This is a genomic window from Amycolatopsis sp. cmx-8-4 (assembly GCF_046548675.1).
Classification (GTDB): domain Bacteria; phylum Actinomycetota; class Actinomycetes; order Mycobacteriales; family Pseudonocardiaceae; genus Amycolatopsis.
In genome coordinates, this window is sequence record NZ_JAEBDZ010000012.1 from 153,152 (window position 1) to 171,271 (window position 18,120).

The 18,120-nt window shown below is 73.2% G+C and carries 14 protein-coding genes; 7 read left to right on the forward strand and 7 right to left on the reverse strand.

The genetic code is table 11. The annotated features are described in order from the left end of the window. Window positions 1-11 precede the first annotated feature (11 nt). Window positions 12-2,078: an AMP-binding protein gene (locus tag ACLJQZ_RS25715; protein WP_410622426.1), complete on the forward strand. Its 2,067-nt coding sequence runs from the start codon at window positions 12-14 to the stop codon at window positions 2,076-2,078. On the opposite strand, the gene ACLJQZ_RS25720 is transcribed toward ACLJQZ_RS25715, so the two are convergent. From ACLJQZ_RS25720 to ACLJQZ_RS25740, 5 genes are read right to left on the reverse strand one after another with little or no spacing between them, the layout of a single operon-like run. Continuing rightward, window positions 2,072-2,665, reverse strand: a complete 594-nt coding sequence (locus ACLJQZ_RS25720) for a GyrI-like domain-containing protein (protein ID WP_410622427.1) — start codon at window positions 2,663-2,665, stop codon at window positions 2,072-2,074. The two genes, ACLJQZ_RS25715 and ACLJQZ_RS25720, sit on opposite strands and share 7 nt — an antisense overlap. Further along, window positions 2,665-3,186 carry a PadR family transcriptional regulator gene (locus ACLJQZ_RS25725; protein WP_410622428.1) on the reverse strand — a complete coding sequence of 174 codons (522 nt, stop codon included), beginning with the start codon at window positions 3,184-3,186 and terminating at the stop codon, window positions 2,665-2,667. Before ACLJQZ_RS25725 ends, ACLJQZ_RS25720 begins: the two co-directional genes overlap by 1 nt. 33 nt (window positions 3,187-3,219) lie before the next feature. Further along, window positions 3,220-4,089 carry an alpha/beta hydrolase gene (locus ACLJQZ_RS25730; protein WP_410622429.1) on the reverse strand — a complete coding sequence of 290 codons (870 nt, stop codon included), beginning with the start codon at window positions 4,087-4,089 and terminating at the stop codon, window positions 3,220-3,222. Next, a complete protein-coding gene (locus ACLJQZ_RS25735; RefSeq protein WP_410622430.1) occupies window positions 4,086-5,147 on the reverse strand; it encodes a tartrate dehydrogenase in 1,062 nt (353 codons plus the stop codon). Before ACLJQZ_RS25735 ends, ACLJQZ_RS25730 begins: the two co-directional genes overlap by 4 nt. Window positions 5,148-5,192: 45 nt before the next feature. Next, a complete protein-coding gene (locus ACLJQZ_RS25740) occupies window positions 5,193-6,083 on the reverse strand; it encodes a LysR family transcriptional regulator (RefSeq protein ID WP_410622431.1) in 891 nt (296 codons plus the stop codon). Between the two features lie 156 nt (window positions 6,084-6,239). Between ACLJQZ_RS25740 and ACLJQZ_RS25745 the strand changes: the two genes are divergently transcribed. The 6 genes from ACLJQZ_RS25745 (at window position 6,240) to ACLJQZ_RS25770 (ending at window position 13,879) form a co-directional block, all read left to right on the forward strand. Next, the gene (locus tag ACLJQZ_RS25745) at window positions 6,240-7,559 is read left to right on the forward strand and encodes an SWIM zinc finger family protein (protein ID WP_410622432.1); all 1,320 of its coding nucleotides are present in this window, start codon (window positions 6,240-6,242) and stop codon (window positions 7,557-7,559) included. A 283-nt stretch (window positions 7,560-7,842) separates the two neighbouring features. Beyond that, the gene (locus ACLJQZ_RS25750; RefSeq protein WP_410622433.1) at window positions 7,843-9,234 is read left to right on the forward strand and encodes a DUF5691 domain-containing protein; all 1,392 of its coding nucleotides are present in this window, start codon (window positions 7,843-7,845) and stop codon (window positions 9,232-9,234) included. After that, the gene (locus ACLJQZ_RS25755; RefSeq protein ID WP_410622434.1) at window positions 9,231-10,319 is read left to right on the forward strand and encodes an ATP-binding protein; all 1,089 of its coding nucleotides are present in this window, start codon (window positions 9,231-9,233) and stop codon (window positions 10,317-10,319) included. The genes ACLJQZ_RS25750 and ACLJQZ_RS25755 overlap by 4 nt, the downstream gene beginning before the upstream one ends. Then, window positions 10,316-12,502, forward strand: a complete 2,187-nt coding sequence (locus ACLJQZ_RS25760) for a DUF5682 family protein (RefSeq protein WP_410622435.1) — start codon at window positions 10,316-10,318, stop codon at window positions 12,500-12,502. The genes ACLJQZ_RS25755 and ACLJQZ_RS25760 overlap by 4 nt, the downstream gene beginning before the upstream one ends. Then, window positions 12,499-13,665 carry a VWA domain-containing protein gene (locus tag ACLJQZ_RS25765; protein WP_410622436.1) on the forward strand — a complete coding sequence of 389 codons (1,167 nt, stop codon included), beginning with the start codon at window positions 12,499-12,501 and terminating at the stop codon, window positions 13,663-13,665. The genes ACLJQZ_RS25760 and ACLJQZ_RS25765 overlap by 4 nt, the downstream gene beginning before the upstream one ends. A 91-nt stretch (window positions 13,666-13,756) precedes the next feature. Next, window positions 13,757-13,879 carry a ribosomal protein bL36 gene (locus ACLJQZ_RS25770; protein ID WP_247053887.1) on the forward strand — a complete coding sequence of 41 codons (123 nt, stop codon included), beginning with the start codon at window positions 13,757-13,759 and terminating at the stop codon, window positions 13,877-13,879. 3 nt (window positions 13,880-13,882) lie between these two features. On the opposite strand, the gene ACLJQZ_RS25775 is transcribed toward ACLJQZ_RS25770, so the two are convergent. Continuing rightward, a complete protein-coding gene (locus ACLJQZ_RS25775) occupies window positions 13,883-15,358 on the reverse strand; it encodes a flavin-containing monooxygenase (protein WP_410622437.1) in 1,476 nt (491 codons plus the stop codon). A gap of 125 nt (window positions 15,359-15,483) precedes the next feature. Then, the gene (locus tag ACLJQZ_RS25780; RefSeq protein ID WP_410622438.1) at window positions 15,484-17,859 is read right to left on the reverse strand and encodes a polysaccharide lyase 8 family protein; all 2,376 of its coding nucleotides are present in this window, start codon (window positions 17,857-17,859) and stop codon (window positions 15,484-15,486) included. Between the last annotated feature and the right edge of the window lie 261 nt (window positions 17,860-18,120).

Genomic DNA, 18,120 nt, shown 5'->3' on the forward strand with positions numbered 1-18,120 from the left:
GAGGGCAGACGATGCGTGACGATGTGATCGAGGCGAGTGCCGTGGTCGGGCATCCGCCGGAGGTGGTGTGGCAGATCGTCGGATCGCCGGAGTGGTATTCCCGGTTCGTTCCGGAGATCAGCTGGTGCGAGGTCCAGGAACCGGCCTCGCGCGGCCGGGGTCCCAAGGGCCTTATCCGGATCGTCTCCGAGCGCCGCCCGATGCTGGAGACGCAGATCCAGGCCGTCGTCTACCGGCCGGGCGAGCACGTCGTGTGGTGCGGTGTCCCCGACGACGGCACGTGGGTGTCCCTGGAGCTGAGACCCCTGGCCGGCGGGAAGACCGAGCTGTTCGTCCGGATGATGCTGCAGCCGGCCCACATGGAGCTGGTGTCGTCCATCAAGAAGGACATCCGCGTCGTCGCGCGGCGCCTCGACCTGCACCTGTCCGGTCGGGCCGACCCGGACGCCGACCGCGAAGGCGTCAAGGCCACCAAGATCCGCACCACCGGCATCCTGGTGCGCGCCGGGGTGCTCAGCCCCGGCCGGCCGGACAAGCTGGCGCGCCAGCTCAACTCCGTGGCGCAGTGGGGCGCGACCGTCGCGGGCGGCTACCAGGCCGCCGCGGCCCGCGCCGTCGACGACGTCGCGCTGCACGACGAGCGCAACGTCCGCACCTTCGGCCAGGTCCAGGAACGCAGCGACCGGCTCACCAACGCGCTCTCCGAACTCGGCGTCAACGAGCGCGACCGGATCGCGCTCATGTGCCGCAACCACTCCGCGATGGTCGAGTCGTTCGTCGCGGCCAGCAAGCTCGGCGCCGACGTCATCCTGCTGAACACCGGCCTCTCCGCGTCGTCGGTCAAGGACGTGCTGGCCGAGCACCGCCCGGCCGCCGTGCTGGCCGACGACGAGTTCGCCCAGACCATCGCGAACGTCCCCGGCGACTTCGCGCGCATCAGCACCTGGCCGGACTCCGAGACCGGCTACCCGACCGTCGACGAGCTGATCCAGGCCGCCCCCGCCGACCGGCCCAAGCCCGTGGAGCGACCTGGCCGGCTGATCGTGCTCACCTCCGGTACCACCGGGACGCCGAAGGGCGCGCGCCGCCCGACCCCGAAGGGCATGGGCGCGGCCGCGTCGATCCTCGACCGGATCCCGCTGCGCTCGGGTGACCGGATCCTCGTGGCGGCGCCGCTGTTCCACAGCTGGGGCCTGGCCGCGATGCAGATCGGGATGGCCCTGCGGTCACCGCTCGCGCTGGTCCGCAAGTTCGACGCCGAGGAGACCCTGCGGACGATCGCCGAGCAGCGGTGCGACGCGCTGTTCGTCGTGCCGATCATGCTGCAGCGGATCATGGACCTGCCCGAACGCGTCCGCGCGCGCTACGACCTGTCGTCGCTGCGGATCGTCGCGAGCAGCGGGTCGGCGATGTCCGGGGCGTTCGTGACGTCCTTCATGGACACCTTCGGCGACGTCCTCTACAACTTCTACGGCTCGACCGAGGTCTCCTGGGCGAGCATCGCCGACCCCGCCGACCTGCGCGCCGCGCCGACCACCGCGGGCCGCTGCCCGCTCGGCACGAGCGTCGCGATCCTCGACGAGGACCGCAAGCCGGTGCCCCCGGGCGGCGAGGGCCAGATCTTCGTCGGCAACGACATGCTGTTCGACGGCTACACCTCCGGCACCGACCCGGTGCGGGCGGCGGACCTGATGGCCACCGGCGACGTCGGCTACCTCGACGCGGCGGGCCGGCTGTTCGTCACCGGCCGGGCCGACGAGATGATCGTCTCCGGCGGCGAGAACGTCTTCCCGCGCCCGGTCGAAGAAGCCCTGGTCGCGCTGCCCGGCGTGCACGACGCGGCGGTGGTCGGCGTGGCCGACGCGGAGTGGGGCCAGCGGCTGGCGGCCTACGTCGTCCCGCGGCGCGGCGCTTCCCTGCACGCGGAAGACATCCGGCAGTACATCCACCACCGCCTGGCCCGCTTCGCCGTGCCGCGTGACGTCTACTTCGTGCCGGACCTGCCCCGCAACGCGACGGGCAAGATCCTCAAGCGCCTGCTGCACGACGACACCTGGCCGGCCACCACGGACTACTGAGACACTGGCTGCCGCAGCACGGTCCTGAGCTTCTCCGGTGCCGTGCGGCGGGGGTCGCCGAGGTAGACCTCGTGGTGCCGGCCGGTCGGCGTGAGCCCGTGCGCGGCCAGGTACTCGTCGTGCAGCCGGGCCAGCAGCGGGCCCTCGTCGTCGTACGAACCGACGTGCAGGGCTTGGGCGCACCGGCCTTCCTCGAGGACTTCGAACCGGACGTCCGCGTCGAGCTTCTTCTTGCGGCGCACGGTTTCGCGGGCTTCTTCGACGTCGTCCTCGCCGATCCACTCCGGTTGCGAGATGAGCATCGTCCACTGCCAGCTGTCCTTGGCGCGGACGGTGAACGCTGTCAGGTCGTCGGCCCACCACAAGCCTTCCAGCGGGCCGACGACGAAGTCCCGCTCCGCGGCCCGCTTGAGGGTGTACGCCACGGCGTAGAGCGCCTCGACGGCCCGTTTGTAGCTGTCCGCGGTGTTCGGGTTGCCGCGGCCGTCGATCGCGAGGAACCGCTGCTCGGGCACGTCCACCAGCGCCCAATCGGTGTTTTTGGGCGCGTACAACGCTTTCAGGTCCTTCTTGACGTCGTACGGCATCAGGGCATCCCTCCGGGCAGTGCGGCCAGCCACGCGGCTTCCGCTTCCAGCTGGCTGATCGAGTAGCCGAAGATCGCCCGGACGAACGGCGGCGCGGACGGCTGGGCGGCGGCCGCGCGCCGCACCTCGGCCAGCCGCGCGTCGACGGCCTCGGCGCGCCTGGCCAGCGCGGCGGCGAGCCGCTCGGGCGGGACGACCGGGCTGTTCGCGAGGCCGGCCAGCACCGGCGGGTGCACCGGGCGCAGTTCGGCGATGGCCGCCTCGGCGGCTTGGGCGCACGCTTCGCGGCCGGCTTCGGTGGCCGTGAACGTCTTCTTGGCCTTGGCGTGCGCGCGGCCGGCCGCGACCTCGGCGATCAGGCCGCGGTCGCGCAGCTTGCCGAGGACGTAGTAGATCGAGCTGAAGCCGAGCGCGGTCCAGTCGCGCATGCCGCGTTCCCCGACCACTTCGTCCAGCTCGTAGCCGTGTCTCGGCCGCTCGACGACGAGGCCGAGCACCGTCAGTTCCGCGTCGGTGAGCACCGGGGTATTCTAGTTCTGGAATACCGCGCGGCGTCAACCGAAGAACTGCCCCAGTTCCGCCGCGACCTCGGCCGGCGCCTCCTCTGGCAGGTAGTGATCCGAAGGCAGGGCCCGGCCGGTGACGTCGTCGGCGTACCCGCGCCAGACGTCGAGGACGTCGTAACCGCGGCCGACGAAGCTGCGTTCGCCCCAGAGCGCCCGGACGGGGACCTGGAGGCGACGGCCGGCGTCGGCCTCGTCGTGCTCCAGGTCGACGGTCGCGGCGGCCCGGTAGTCCGCGCAGGACGCGGCGATCGACGCCTCGTCGAAACACCGCACGTACTCGGCAATCGCGGCCGGGTCGAACGGCGTGCCGCCCGCGTGCCGCGACGTCATCCGGGCGCGGATCCAGAACTCCGGGTCGGCGCCGATCATCCGCTCCGGGATGCCGTGGCCCGCGGTGAGGAAGAACCAGTGCCAGTAACCGGTCGCGAAGTCCCGGTCGGCGTGGGCGAACGCGTGCCGCGTCGGCACGATGTCGAGCACGGCCAGCGCGCGCACGGCGTCCGGCCGGTCGAGGGCCATCCGGTGCGCGACGCGGCCGCCGCGGTCGTGCCCGGCGACGGCGAAGCGGTCGAAGCCGAGTTCGGCCATCACGGCCACCTGGTCTCTTGCCATGGCCCGCTTCGAATACTCCGCGTCTCCCTTGGTGGGAGCGGGTTTGCCGCTGTCGCCGTAACCGCGCAGGTCGGTCGCCACGACCGTGAAGCGCTCCGCGAGCAGCGGCGCGACGGCGTGCCAGATCACGTGCGTCTGCGGGTAGCCGTGCAGCAGCAGGATCGGCGGGCCCGCACCGCCGACGGCGCAGCGGATCGGCACACCGGCGTCCACCGTGCGGTACTGGAACGGCAGCGGGACGCTCATCGGGCTCCTCCCAGCTCGTCGAGGACCGCGCGGGTGAAGCTCACCGTCGTCGCGGTGCCGCCCAGGTCGGGCGTGCGCAGCCGAGTCTTCGCCGGCACCGCGGCGAGCGCACGTTCGACGTCGGCGGCGGCTTCGGTGTGGCCGAGGTGGTCCAGCAGCAGCGCGGCCGTCCAGATCGCGCCGATCGGGTTCGCGATCCCGCGCCCGGCGATGTCCGGCGCGGAGCCGTGCACCGGCTCGAACATCGACGGGAAGTCGCGCTCGGGGTTGAGGTTGGCGGCCGGCGCGAGGCCGATCCCGCCCGCGACGGCCGCCGCGAGGTCGCTGAGGATGTCGCCGAAGAGGTTGGACGCGACGACGACGTCGAAGCGGCCCGGGTCGAGCACGAACTTCGCGGCGAGGGCGTCGATGTGCTCGGACTCGACGTCGACCTCGGGCCGCGTGGCGGCGCGCTCGGCGACGATCTCGTCCCAGAACGGCATCGTGTGCACGATGCCGTTGGACTTCGTCGCCGACGTCAGCTTCCCGCGACGACGCCGGGCGAGGTCGAGGGCGAAGTCGACGACCCGCGTGACGCCGGGGCGGGTGAAGACGGCCTCCTGCACGGCGAGCTCGTCGGGCCGGCCGCGGTTGAGGCGGCCGCCGATCTCGCTGTACTCGCCCTCGACGTTCTCCCGGACCACGACGAAGCCGACGTCGCGGGCGTGGCGGACCGGGCTGTCGAGGCCGTCGAACACCCGGATCGGGCGGAGGTTGACGTACTGCCGGAAGCCGCGGCGCAGCGGGATGAGCAGGCCCCACAGGGAAACGTGGTCGGGCACGCCGGGCGCGCCGACGGCGCCGAGGAAGAGCGCGTCGTGGTGACGGACGCGGTCGAGGCCGTCGGCGGGCATCATCGCGCCCTCGGCGCGGTAGCGCTCGCAGGACCAGTCGAACTCGTCGTAGCGGAAGGTCACGCCGTGCCGCGCGCCGGCGGCGTCGAGCACGGCACCGGCCGCCGGGGTCACTTCGCGGCCGATGCCGTCGCCGGGGATGAGGGCGATGCGGTGGGAGGTCATGCCCTCGATGTCAGCAGGCGGCGGTGGCCCGCGTCCAAGACCGGATCACGGCCCGTCCGATAGGCCCGGCCTATCGATCGAGGCCACGAACGCGGCCGCGGTCGGCGTCAGCGCCGCCCGGCCGACCAGCGCGACGTGCAGGTGGGCGGGCGGATCCAGCGCGAACACCCGCGCTCCGGCCCGCTCCGCGAGCGACGTCCACGAGTCGGCCAGCACAGCCATCCCGACCCCGCCCAGCACCAGCGGCAGGATGGCTTCGCGGTGCTCGGTCTCCACGACCGGCACGACGCCGACGCCGCTCGCCCGGAGGTCGTCGACGAGCCGACGCATCCCGGTGCCCGGCTGGCCCACGATGAGCCGCCGGCCGTCGAGCAGCTCGCGTCGCACCGGCTCGCCGTCCGGGAACGGCGCGTCCGGCCCGGTGACCAGCACGAACCGCTGCCGGCCGCACGGGATGACCTCGAGCCCGGCGGCTTCGAGCGGCTCCGGACCGGCGGCGAGGCCGAGTTCGGTGACGCCGCCGCGGACCATGCCGAGGACGTCGTCCGGGGTGAACGCCGAGCGCACGGCCACCGTCAGCCCGGGGTGGCGCGCGGTGAACCGCCGGATCATCCCGCTGAGCGGCTCGACGGCCTGCGACGGCATGGCGGCGATCTCGACCCGGCCTGCCTCGAGCCCGCCGACCGAGTCGACGGCGGCCCGCGCGGCGTCGAGCCCGCGGACGATCTGCCGGGCGGGTTCGACCAGGGCGTGCCCGGCCTGGGTCAGCACGAGCCGCCGGCCGACGCGGTCGAACAGGCGGGTGCCGAGGTCGCGTTCGAGGACCCGGACGGCTTGGGAGAGCGAGGGTTGCGCGATGTGGAGCGCCTGCGCGGCCCGGCTCATCCCGCCGTGGTCGACCACGGCGAGGAAGTACTCGAGCTGCCGCGCGTCCACACTCACCTCCGGGGCGGTTCAGCATAGATCGCGGCTCCGCCGAACCCGGACTGACCTGCGCTCACGGAAATTGTCGGTGGGTACTGGCATGCTTCGTCGGGTAAGCCACCCCGGGCCTCCCGCCCGGGGAAACCGACCGGACGGCAAAGGAAACCAGTGGGGGGACAGGTGGTGACGGCGGTGCCGTGGACCGCGGAACGCGTGGCCGGGCTCGCGCCGGATCCCGCTTCGGAGAAGGCCGGGCGGGCGCTCGCGACACCGGCGAAGTGGTCCGGCGCGGGCGTGAACGAGGACGCGGTCTGGGGCTTCTGCCAAGGCAGCGGCAAGAAGCCGTACCAGACGTGCGTCGAACTGGCCGAGCCCGCGTTCCGGTGTTCCTGCCCCAGCCGCAAGTTCCCGTGCAAGCACGCGGTCGGGCTGCTGCTGATGTGGGCCGCCGGGCAGGTCGCCGCGGAGGCGCCGCCGGAGTGGGTCGGCACGTGGCTCGCCGAGCGGGCGGACCGGGCGCGGAAGGCGGAGCAACGCGCGGAAGCCGCGGGCCCCAAGGACGAAGAGGCCGCGGCGAAGCGGGCCGAAGGCCGCGCGGCGCGCGTCGAAGGCGGCGTCGCGGAGCTGAAGGTGTGGCTGACCGACCGGGTCGGCGCGGGGTTCGCGGGCTTCGACCGCAACGGTGCCGAGGAGCTGCGCACGGTCGCCGCCCGGATGGTCGACGCGCAGGCGTCGGGCCTGGCGGGCGGCCTGCGGCGGGCGGCCGGGATCGTCGGCCGCCGCGACTGGCCGGACGCGCTGCTGGCCGAGCTGTCGCTGTTGTTCCTGCTCGCGGACGCCGCGGGCCGGCTGGACGGACTGCCGCCGGAACTGGCGGAAACCGTGCGGACGCGGCTCGGGTTCTCGGTCGAGACGGCGCGGGTCCTGGAGAGCGGCGAGCGCGTCTCGGACGAGTGGCTGATCACCGGCGCGGCCGACGAGGAGAACGACCGGCTGCTGACCCGGCGTACCTGGCTGCGCGGCCGGCTCACGGGGCGGGACGCGCTGGTGCTCTCGTTCGCACCGCCGGGCCGCCCGCTCGACGCGTCGTTGCCGCCCGGGCACCTGCTCACAGCGGAGCTGGCGTTCTACCCGGGCGCCACGCCGCTGCGCGCCTTGGTGGCGGAGAAGGGAATTCCGCTGCCGGCCCCCTCGGCCGAGGGCGGCTCGATCGACGGCGCGCTGGCGGCGTACGCCCGGGCGATGGCGGCGGACCCGTGGCTGGAACGCTGGCCGGTCCTGCTGTCGGAGGTGACCCCGGCCGAACACGCCGGCGGCTGGTGTCTGTCCGAAAAGGACGGAACGGCGCTCCCCCTGGTGCCGTACGCGTTCCCGTGGTCACTGCTGGCGCTGTCGGCGGGCGGCCCGCTGACGGTGGCGGCGGAATGGAGCCAAGCGGGCCTGCGCCCCTTGACGTGCTGGCACGAGAACCGCGCGGTGCGGCTATGACCCCCACCAACCCCGCGCCGCCCCTCCAGCCACCCGAGTCGACCCTCTGGGTACGCAAGCCGACCCTCCAGGCACGCGAGCCGACCCTCCAAACACGCGTGTCGACCCTTCGATCACGCGTGTCGACTCCTCCATCACGCGAGTCGACCTTCCGATCACACGTGTCGACCCTCCAGACACGCGTGTCGGCTCCCCGATCACGCGAGTCGACCCGATACGCCCCCGTGCCGGGATCGCTCGCCGGTCCACCGAACCCCCACCAGCAGACCAAGGAGGTGCGCTCGTGAAAGCCTGGGAAGACCTCGTCGGCACCGCGCTCCTCGGCACCCGCCGGCGCCCGCTCGACCTGAGCACCCAGCCCGCCGCGGTCCAGGAGCTCGCCACCGAACGCGGTGAGCCCGCGGAACAGCTGCTGGCCGCCGCCGCGGTGCTGACCACCTACCGGCGGGCCGGGCGGCGGCCGCTCGGGGACGTCAAGCCGTTGCCCGTCGCCGCGCCCGACGAGCGGCCGTTCGTGCCCGCTCTCGCGCGGGAACGGCTCGCCCGGCTGCTGGCCGCGAGCCACCCCGACCTGCTCCAGGAGTGGCTCGGCATCCTGGCCGGGACGCACTACCGCGTCCCGCCGGAGTTCCTGCCCCTGCTGGCCGAAGCCGCGCGGACCAAGACCGGGCTGCGGGGGCCGCTCGTCGCGGTCGCCGGGTCCCTCGGCGCGTGGCTCGGGCAGCGCAACCCCGACTGGGCCTTCCTCGCCGCGCCCGCCGAGGAGTCCGGTGACGTCTGGCAATACGGCAGTCTCGCCCAGCGCCGCCGCTGGCTGGCCGCGCGGCTGACCGACGATCCGGACGCGGCCCGCGAGGCGCTGACGACGTCGTGGAAGAGCGAGCCCGGCGACGTCCGCGCCGATTTCCTCGGGGTGCTCGCCGGGCACGTCCGGGACGCGGACGAGGACTTCCTGGAAGCCGCTCTTACCGACCGCGCGGCCGCCGTCCGCGAGAAGGCCGCGGATCTGCTCGGCCGGTTGCCGGACACGCGCCACGGGCACCGGATGGCCGAACGGCTGCGGCCGCTCGTGCGCCGCCGGGGCCGGATCCTCGAAATCTCCCTGCCCCGGACCGAACGCGGCCGGGAAGAGGGCACCGTCCGGCTGCGCACGCTGATCGCGGCCGCGCCGCTGTCGTTCTGGACGGAGTTCGGGCCGCCGGCCGAGGTGGTGCGGATGACCGTCGAGGGCTGCCCGCCCGGCGTCCTGCGTGACGCCTGGGCCTCCGCGGCCTTGCGCCAGGGCGACGAAACCTGGGCGCACGCCCTGATCGGCGCCGACCCCGGCGGGCGCACCACCCCGCCGCTGCTCGGCGTGCTGAGCCCGGCCAGCCAGGCCAACACCATCGCGCACTTGGTCGGGCGGCTGCCCACCGAGTCGTTCGCCCGGCTGGTGCACGAGCTGCCCCGGCCGTGGACCGCCGAGCTCGGCACCGCGCTGCTCGACTGGGTCGCCCGCCAGGACGACCACCGCCTGGTCTCGCACGCCGCCGTCGTGATCGCCCGCGCGGTCCCGCCCGGCTGCCTGCGCCACCCGCTGGCCACCACCCGGCTGACCATGGACGCCGGGCCGTGGCGCCGGGCGCTCACCGAAACGTTGAACTTCCGCCGCGAAATGTACGAGGAGCTCGCATGAACGCCCCCGCCACCGTCCTCCGGCCGCACGCCGAACAGGACCACGCCGCCGAACTCGCCGCCCTGGCCGCCGCCGACGAGCGGGCCAAGCCGCCGAACTGGCTGCTGTCCCCGTGGGCGGTCGTCGAGTACCTGCTCGGCGGCACCCTGCCGGACGGCACCGTGATCACGCCCAAGTACGTCGGCCCGCGGCGGCTGATCGAGGTCGCCGTCGCCACCCTGGCCACCGACCGCGCGCTGCTGCTGCTCGGCGTACCCGGCACGGCGAAGACGTGGGTGTCCGAGCACCTGTGCGCCGCGATCAGCGGCGACTCGACGCTGCTGGTGCAGGGCACGGCGGGCACGTCCGAAGAGTCGATCCGCTACGGCTGGAACTACGCCCGGCTGATCGCCGAGGGCCCGAGCGCGGCCGCCCTCGTCGAAAGCCCGGTGGTGCGCGCGATGCGCGACGGCAAGCTGGCGCGGCTCGAGGAGCTGACGCGCATCCCGGCCGACGTCCAGGACACGCTGATCACCATCCTGTCCGAGAAGACGCTCCCGATCCCGGAGCTGGGTGACGAGGTGCAGGCGCGGCCCGGGTTCAACATGATCGCGACGGCGAACAACCGCGACAAGGGCGTCAACGAGCTGTCGAGCGCGCTGCGGCGGCGGTTCAACACCGTGGTCCTGCCGCTGCCGGACAGCGCGGAGGCGGAGGTCGAGATCGTCAGCCGCCGGGTCCGGGAGCTGGGCACGTCGCTGCAGCTGCCCGCGGAGGCCGCCGAGCTGGCCGAGATCCGCCGGGTCGTCACGGTGTTCCGCGAGCTGCGTTCGGGCCGCACCGAAGACGGCCGCACGGCGGTGAAGTCGCCGTCCGGCACGCTGTCCACCGCCGAGGCGATCAGCGTGCTCACCGGCGGCCTGGCCCTGGCGACGCACTTCGGCGACGGCGTCCTGCGCCCGCACGACGTCGCGGCCGGCATCCACGGCGCGGTGGTCAAGGACCCGGTCGCCGACCGCGCGATCTGGCTGGAGTACCTGGAGACGGTCGTCCGCGAGCGCGACGGCTGGGCCGACTTCTACCGGGCCGGCCAGGAGATTTCGTGACCACTACGCACCTGCTGGGCATCCGCCACCACGGCCCGGGTTCGGCCCGGGCCGTGGCGGCGCGGCTGGCGGAGCTCGCACCGGACGTCGTCCTGATCGAGGGGCCGCCGGAGGCCGACGCGCTCGTCGAACTGACCGAAGACCCGGCGATGGCGCCCCCGGTGGCGCTGCTGGCGTACGCGACCGACGACGTCTCGCGCGCCGCGTTCTGGCCGTTCGCCGTCTTCAGTCCCGAGTGGCAAGCGCTTGCGTACGCCCGCGAAGCCGGCGTCCCGGTGCGGTTCTGCGACCTGCCGGCCGCGCACACGTTCGCCGCCGGGCCGGACGACCTCGGCGCGCCCCACGGCGATCCGCTCGCCGGGCTGGCGGCCGCGGGTGGCTACGACGACCCCGAACGCTGGTGGGACGACGTCGTCGAGTCGCGGCGGGACGACGCGTCGCCGTTCGAGGTGATCGCCGAGGCGATGACCGCGCTGCGCGAAGACGAAGAGCCGCCGCAGGGCAACGAAGCGCGGCGCGAGGCCTACATGCGCTCGGTGCTGCGCCGCACGCGCAAGGACGGCTTCGAGAACATCGCCGTCGTGTGCGGGGCATGGCACGTGCCCGCGCTGGCCGACCCGCTGCCGCCGGCGTCGCACGACGCGGCCGTCCTCAAAGGACTCCCGAAGCGGAAGGTCGCGTGCACCTGGGTGCCGTGGACGCACGGGCGCCTCGCCACGGCCAGCGGCTACGGCGCGGGCGTCCTGTCACCGGGCTGGTACCACCACCTCTTCACCACGGCCGAGGACGTGACGACGCGCTGGCTGACGGGCGTCGCGGCGGTGCTGCGCGAAGAGGACCTGCCGGTCTCGACCGCGCACGTCATCGAGGCGGTCCGGCTGGCCGAGGCGCTGGCCGCGCTGCGCGGCCGGTCGTCGGCGGGGCTGGCGGAGGTCACCGAAGCCACCCGCTCGGTGCTGTGCGGCGGGGACGACGTGCAGGTCGGGCTGGTCACCCGGCGCCTCGTCGTCGGCGAACGCCTCGGCGAGGTGCCGGACCGCGTGCCGCAGCCACCGCTGGCCGCGGACCTGACCGCGACCGCGAAACGCCTGCGGCTCAAGAAGGATCCGATCGTCAAGGAGCTGGACCTCGACCTGCGGACCCCGGGTGGGCTGGACCGCTCGCGGCTGCTGCACCGGCTGCGCGTGCTCGGCATCGAGTGGGGCAGCCGGGAGGCGTCGGCGCGGCGGAACCGCGGCACGTTCCGGGAGACCTGGGCGCTGTGCTGGGAACCGTCGTTCGAGGTCGACCTCGTCGCGGCGGCCGTGCACGGCACCACCGTGCCGTCGGCGGCGTCCTCCGCGGTCCGCGACACCGTCGAAGGCACCCCGCCGCTCGACGAGGTCACCACCGCCGTCGAGAACTGCCTGCTCGCCGACCTGGCCGACGCGCTGCCCGACGCGCTCGCGGCGCTCGACGCGCGGGCCGCGGCCGACTCGGACGTCGCGCGGCTGATGTCCGCGCTGCCGGCGCTGGCCCGGGCGACCCGCTACGGCGACGTCCGCGGCACCGACACCGGCGCGCTGCGCGCGGTCGCCCTCCGCATGCTGGAGCGGGTCTGCGCCGGGCTCCCGCCGGCGACCCACGGGATCGACGACGACGCCGCGGCCCGGTTCTGCAAGCTGATCGACGGCGTCCACGACGCGACCGCGTTGCTGGGCGAGGAGGCGAAGGACCGCTGGCTGGCCGCGCTGGCCCGGCTGGCCGAACGCCCGGCGCTGCCGCCGCTGCTGTCCGGGCGGCTGTCCCGGATCCTGCACGACGCCGGGCTGCTCGGCGCGCTCGACATCGAGCTGCGGCTCGGCCGGGCACTCACGCCGGGCGTCACACCGTCGGCGGGCGCGGCCTACGTCGAAGGCTTCTTCGACGGCGGGGCGCTGCTGCTGGTGCACGACGAGGGCCTGCTGCGGGTGATCGACGCCTGGCTCGCGGCGATCCCGGCCGACGTCTTCACCGAGGTTCTTCCGTTGCTGCGGCGGACTTTCGGGGCGTTCAGCAGTCCCGAGAAGCGGGCGATCGGGCAGCGCGCGGCCGGGCTCACCGGCGCCGCGCGGGTCGTTGTGCCGACAGCTGACGAACTGGACGAAGAACGGGCCGAGCGCGTGCTGCCCGTCATGGCGACATTGCTGGGGGTGGGGGCATGAGCGTGGACACGGACCGGTTGCGCCGCTGGCGGCTGGTGCTGGGCGGCGAAGGCGCCGAGGGCTCGGGCCTGGCCGACGCCCAGCTGTCCGAAGAGGACAGTGGCGTGGACAAGGCCCTGGCGGCCCTCTACGACAAGCCGGACGAGGACGCCGCCGGCGGGCCGCGGAGCGCGAACCTCGGGGCGTCGGCGCCACGGGTCGCGCGCTGGCTCGGCGACGTCCGGCGGTACTTCCCCAGCACCGTCGTGCAGGTGATGCAGCGCGACGCCGTCGACCGGCTCGGGCTGACCAGGATGCTGCTGGAGAAGGAGCTGCTCTCGGCGGTCGAGCCGGACGTCCACCTGGTCGGCACCCTGCTCTCGCTCAACAGCGTGCTGCCCGAGGAGACCAAGGAGACCGCGCGCGAGGTCGTCCGCAAGGTCGTCGAAGAGCTGGAGCGGCGGCTCGCCGACCGCACCCGCGCGGCGATCAAGGGCGCGCTCGACAAGGCGTCGCGCACGCACCGGCCGCGTCCGGGCGACATCAACTGGGCGCGCACGATCCACGCGAACCTCAAGCACTACTCCCCCGAGCTGCGCACGATCGTGCCGGAGAAGCTGATCGGCTTCGGCCGGCGGCAGCAGGCGGTGCAGCGCGACGTGATCCTGGCCGTCGACCAGTCGGGCTCGATGGCGGAGTCGGTGGTGTACTCCGGGCTGTTCGGCGCGGTGCTGGCGTCGATGCGCGCGTTGAAGACGTCGTTCGTCGCGTTCGACACCGAGGTCGCGGACCTCACCGAGCACCTCGCCGACCCGGTCGACGTGCTGTTCGGCACCCAGCTGGGCGGCGGCACCGACATCAACCGCGCGATCGCCTACTGCCAGGGCCTGGTCGAGCGCCCCGAGCAGACGCTGCTGGTGCTGATCAGCGACCTCTACGAGGGCGGCGACGAGGACGAGCTGCTGCACCGCGTCGCCGAGCTGGTCGGCTCGGGGGTCCAGGTGGTGACGCTGCTGGCCCTGTCGGACTCGGGCGCGCCGTCGTACGACCACGAGAACGCGGCGGCCCTGGCCGAGCTGGGTGTCCCGGCGTTCGCGTGCACCCCGGACCAGTTCCCGGAACTGATGGCCGCGGCCGTCCGAGGCGACGACCTGCAGGCCTGGGTGGCCCGCGAGAACAGCTGAGTTGCGGGATTAAACCCACCCCGGCCGCTGTTGAAGCCACCGTGGGACGTATTCGGGGCCCGCACCGCCGACCAGGAAGGGACGGCTCACCATGAAGGTCCGCAGTTCGCTTCGTTCGCTCGCCCGCCAGCCGGGCGCCCAGGTGATCCGCCGCGGCACGCGCGTGTTCGTGATCAACAAGGACAACCCGCGCGCCAAGGGCCGCCAGGGCTGACGCTCAGCGGGCCGCGCCGACCGTCGAGCCGGCGCGGCCGAAGCGCATCACGCCGTCGTCCAGGCGGTTGAAGCGCATGTCCGTGAGGTCCAGCAAGTAGTTCTGGCGCATCATCCAGGGCCGTCGCCCGCCCTGCTTCGGCAGGTCGGCGGCGGCCCTCTGGACGTACCCGGACGCCAGGTCGACGATCGGGCGCGGCCGGCCCGCGCCCGAGGCGGCCGCCGCGTCCGGGGTGCACGACACGAACCCGTGGCGGTCCAGGTGCTCCAGCAGGCGGCAGACGTACTGGGACGTCAGGTCCGCGCGCAGCGTCCACGAGTTGTTCGTGTAACCGACGCACCACGCCAGGTTCGGGATGCCGCCGAACATCATGCCCTTGTACGCCCGCTGCTCGCCCGGCTCGATCTCGCGGCCGTCGACGCTCAGCGTGATCCCGCCGAACGCCACCAGCCGGAGCCCGGTCGCCGTCACGATGACGTCCGCGGGCAGCTCCTGGCCCGACGCAAGCTCGATCCCAGAGGCGGTGAACCGCGCGATCCGGTCGGTCACGATATCGGCCTTGCCCGAGCGCAGCGCCTGGAACAGGTCCGCGTCCGGCACCAGGCACAGCCGCTGGTCCCACGGCGCGTAGTCCGGCACGAAGTGCGGGTCGACCGGGATCGACGCGGGCAGCTGCGCCGCCACCCGGTCGCGCAGCGTCCGCGACGCCCAGTCCGGCAGCCGCCGCATCAGCTGGAAGAAGAACGTGCCCATCACGACGTTCTTGCCGCGCACCACCCGGTGCGCGAGGTTCTCCGGCAGCAGCGCGCGGGTCCGGTCGGCGAGCGCGTCCCGGCCTGGGCGCGCCACGATGTACGACGGCGACCGCTGCAGCATGGTGACGCGCGCCGCGCGCGGGGCCATCGCCGGGACGAGCGTCACCGCCGTCGCGCCGCTGCCGATCACCACGACCTGCTTGCCGTCGTAGTCCAGCTCGGCCGGCCACTGCTGCGGGTGCACGATCGCGCCCGCGAACTCGTCGCGGCCCGGGAAGTCGACGACGTGGCCGCCCGCGTAGTCGTAGTAACCACTGCACAGGTACAGGAACCGGCAGGTGAACGTGGCGCCGTGCGCGGTCGACACGGTCCACCGGGCTTCGGCCGACGACCACGAAGCGCGCACCACCCGGTGGCCGAACCGGATGTGCCGTTCGATGCCGTACGCCACGGCCGTCTCGCGGACGTAGCTCAGGATCGACGGCCCGTCGGCGATCGCCTTCGGGTCCTTCCACGGCCGGAACGGGTAACCGAGGGTGAACATGTCCGAATCGGAGCGGATGCCCGGGTACCGGAACAGGTCCCAGGTTCCGCCGATCGTGTCACGCGCTTCGAGCACGGCGTAACTCTTGCCCGGCAACCGTTCCTGGAGCCGGCAAGCCGCGCCGACGCCGGACAGGCCGGCGCCCACGATCAGGACGTCCACGTGCTCCGCGCTGGTCATGAATTCCAGCGTAACCGAGGTGCGGACCACGCTGGGCCGGTCGAGGCACCGACCCAGCGTGGAGGCCTACGTCAGCTTTCGGGGGTCCGGGTGGCGGAGCCCCAGCCGGGGCGAAGCCCCGCATGTCACGGCAGCGGCACGACCTTCGTCGCGCCGAAGCTGCCCTTCAGCGGCACCACCACGGACTTCCCGCGCACCGTCACCGTGACGCTGTCCTGCGTCTGCGTCGGGTCCGACACCGCGAGCTGCCTACCCCAGCCGCACCGCCCGATCGCCACGGACGCCGGCCCGGAGACGCGGACGTCGCCGACCGAGCCGGCCGCGAAGAAGTTCGCCAGCAGGGTGTCGCCGACCTGGACCGCCTGGACCGTCGCGGTGTTGGCCCGCACCTGCCACGCCGAAAACACCCCGGCCGCGGCGACCGTGCCGAGGACGGACGCGCCGGGCAGCACCGCGTACGCGTACGTCGCGTTCACCGGCTTGATCCCGTGCTCCAGCACCAGTTTCTGGTACCGGCGCGTGTTCGGCGTCGTCGTGCCCTTGGTGTTGGCGCCGGTGTCGACGTCGCGCCACGCGCCCGTGCGGTCCTCCCGCAACGCCGTCACGGAAGCGTCGTCGAGCAGCACGTACCCGCTGACGTCCTCCAGGTGCACCCACTTCGGCCGCCGCAGCGCGGAGGCCTCCCCGAGGTCGGTCGCGACGCGCCGGAAGTCCGCCGTCAACGTCCCGCGCCCGCCCTCGCCGAGGTTGCGGTTCTCGATCGTCGTGCGCACCGCGGCCGCCGAGGTGCTGGTGATCCCGGCGCCCAGGCAGACGATCCCCGACGGCGTGAAGAACCACGATTTCCTGCCGGTCAGGGAGCCGTCCCAGGACTTGAAGTCGAACGCGTAGGCGCCGTGCTTGTCGTCCCAGCGGACGCCGCCGGTGTGGGTGTTCGAACCGACCGGCACCCCGCCGAACGCCGGGTCCGGCGGGCCGGCGTTCTCGGTCGTGCCCGGCAGCAGCAGCGGGTCGACCGTCGGCCAGTACGCGTCGGTGTAGTGCCCCTTCGCGTTCGGCACGAACGTGTAGAGCACGCCGTCGCCGACGTAGTAACCCTTGAGGTTCTGGCCGTTGATGGACTCGTAGCGGGAGATCCGCGTGGAGCTGACGCCCAAGGACGCCGTCCAGGCCTCGGTGACGTGCACCATCCGGTCCTGCTGGCCGAAGATCCGGTGCGTGGCCGTCGTCCGCGCCGGGCGGGCGTGCCCCGCCGGCATGTCCTGCGCGAACTCGATGCCTGGCGTCGCCACGAGGTCGGGTCCCGGCGCGAACCGCTCGGGGTCCGGGATCTTGAGGAACGGCGCGTACGTGCCCTCGGTGATCCACTTCGCCGCGAGGGCGTTGAGGTCGGTCTTGATCTTGCCCGAAGCGGTGCGGGCCAGCACCAGCGTCGCGACCGTCAGCTGGTGGCCGATGTCGTGCCCGGTCTCGCCCTGGCGCGACAGCATCCGCCCGCGCACCGGCTCCAGCAGCGCGCCGGCATAGACGAACGGCGCGAACGCGTCCGCGACGAGCCCGTAGATCTTGTCCTTGAGCGGCTGCGGAAGCGCGTACTCGGTGCCCTGCGTGACGTGGATGGCACCGGCCAGCGCGGTGAGCAGCACGATGCCGTAGTGCCCGGGGTACGGGATGGTGTCGTGCTGGATGAACGAGCCGTCGACGTGGAAACCGTCGCCGGCCGCGCGGTCCAGCCGCGCGACGACGCTAGCCGCGCCCCCGCCCGCGACGTCGGTGAGCGCGTCGATGCCGGTCTTGATCCACGCCGTGTCACCGATCAGCGCGCCGGCGACGATCGAGATCAGGCCCTTGTCCGCGCGGTTGGCGCCGGTCTCGACGAGCGCGGTGTTGTTCGCGCGGACGTTCGGGTTGCCCACGAACCGCTTGATCGGGCTGACGTAGCGGGCCAGCTCGTCGGCGGTCAGCTGGTCGGCGACCACCGACAGCGTGTGCAGGACGTAGTACGGGACGCCGATCTCGTAGGTGTACCAGTTGCCGATCTCGCCGACGGCCGGGTTGTACTGGCTCGCGTAGATCAGCTCCAGCGCCGCCTTGATCCGGGCGAGCACGGCCGGGTCGCCGGACAGCGCGCCGCCCGGGGTGCCCCAGTCGACGGCGATGGCGCGCAGCCGCGCGTACATCGACGTCGTGTAGTCGCTGCCGGGGCCGAGCGGCAGGTCCGTCCACAGTGGAGCACCACCGCCCGCCACGGACAGGCTGTCGTGGTACGCCTTCGCGACGCGGCTCAGGTTGGCCAGCGCCGCCGTGCGTTCGGGCGAGGGCCGGTTGATGCCGCTCTGCAGCTGCCGGTAGGCCGCGACGATCGGCGCGGTCGCGGCGGGAACGCCACTCGCCGCGGCCACCGGGGTGGCGGCCGAGGCGAACGCCGGACGGGTGAGGAACACGGTGGAAGCGGCCGCCAGGGCGCCGCCGCGCAGGGCGTTTCTCCGGTTCACGGGCATGACAATGCCTCCCAGGATCAAGACATCCTTGGCTTGCGGGAAAGGGGAACGGGAATTCAGTTGTGCGGCGGCGTTCGGGGTCGTGAGTGGTAATGAGGGTTAGAACCCTCATTACCACTCACGACCAGCCGCGGCAGACCAGCTCAGTCGAGCCCGGCTCAGCGGCTCGGCCGGCAACCGTCCCATGGACATCTCACGAACTCCGGACGGGCTCGGGTACCGCTTAACGAACGGGTATTGCGGCGCTACGGCGACAGTCCT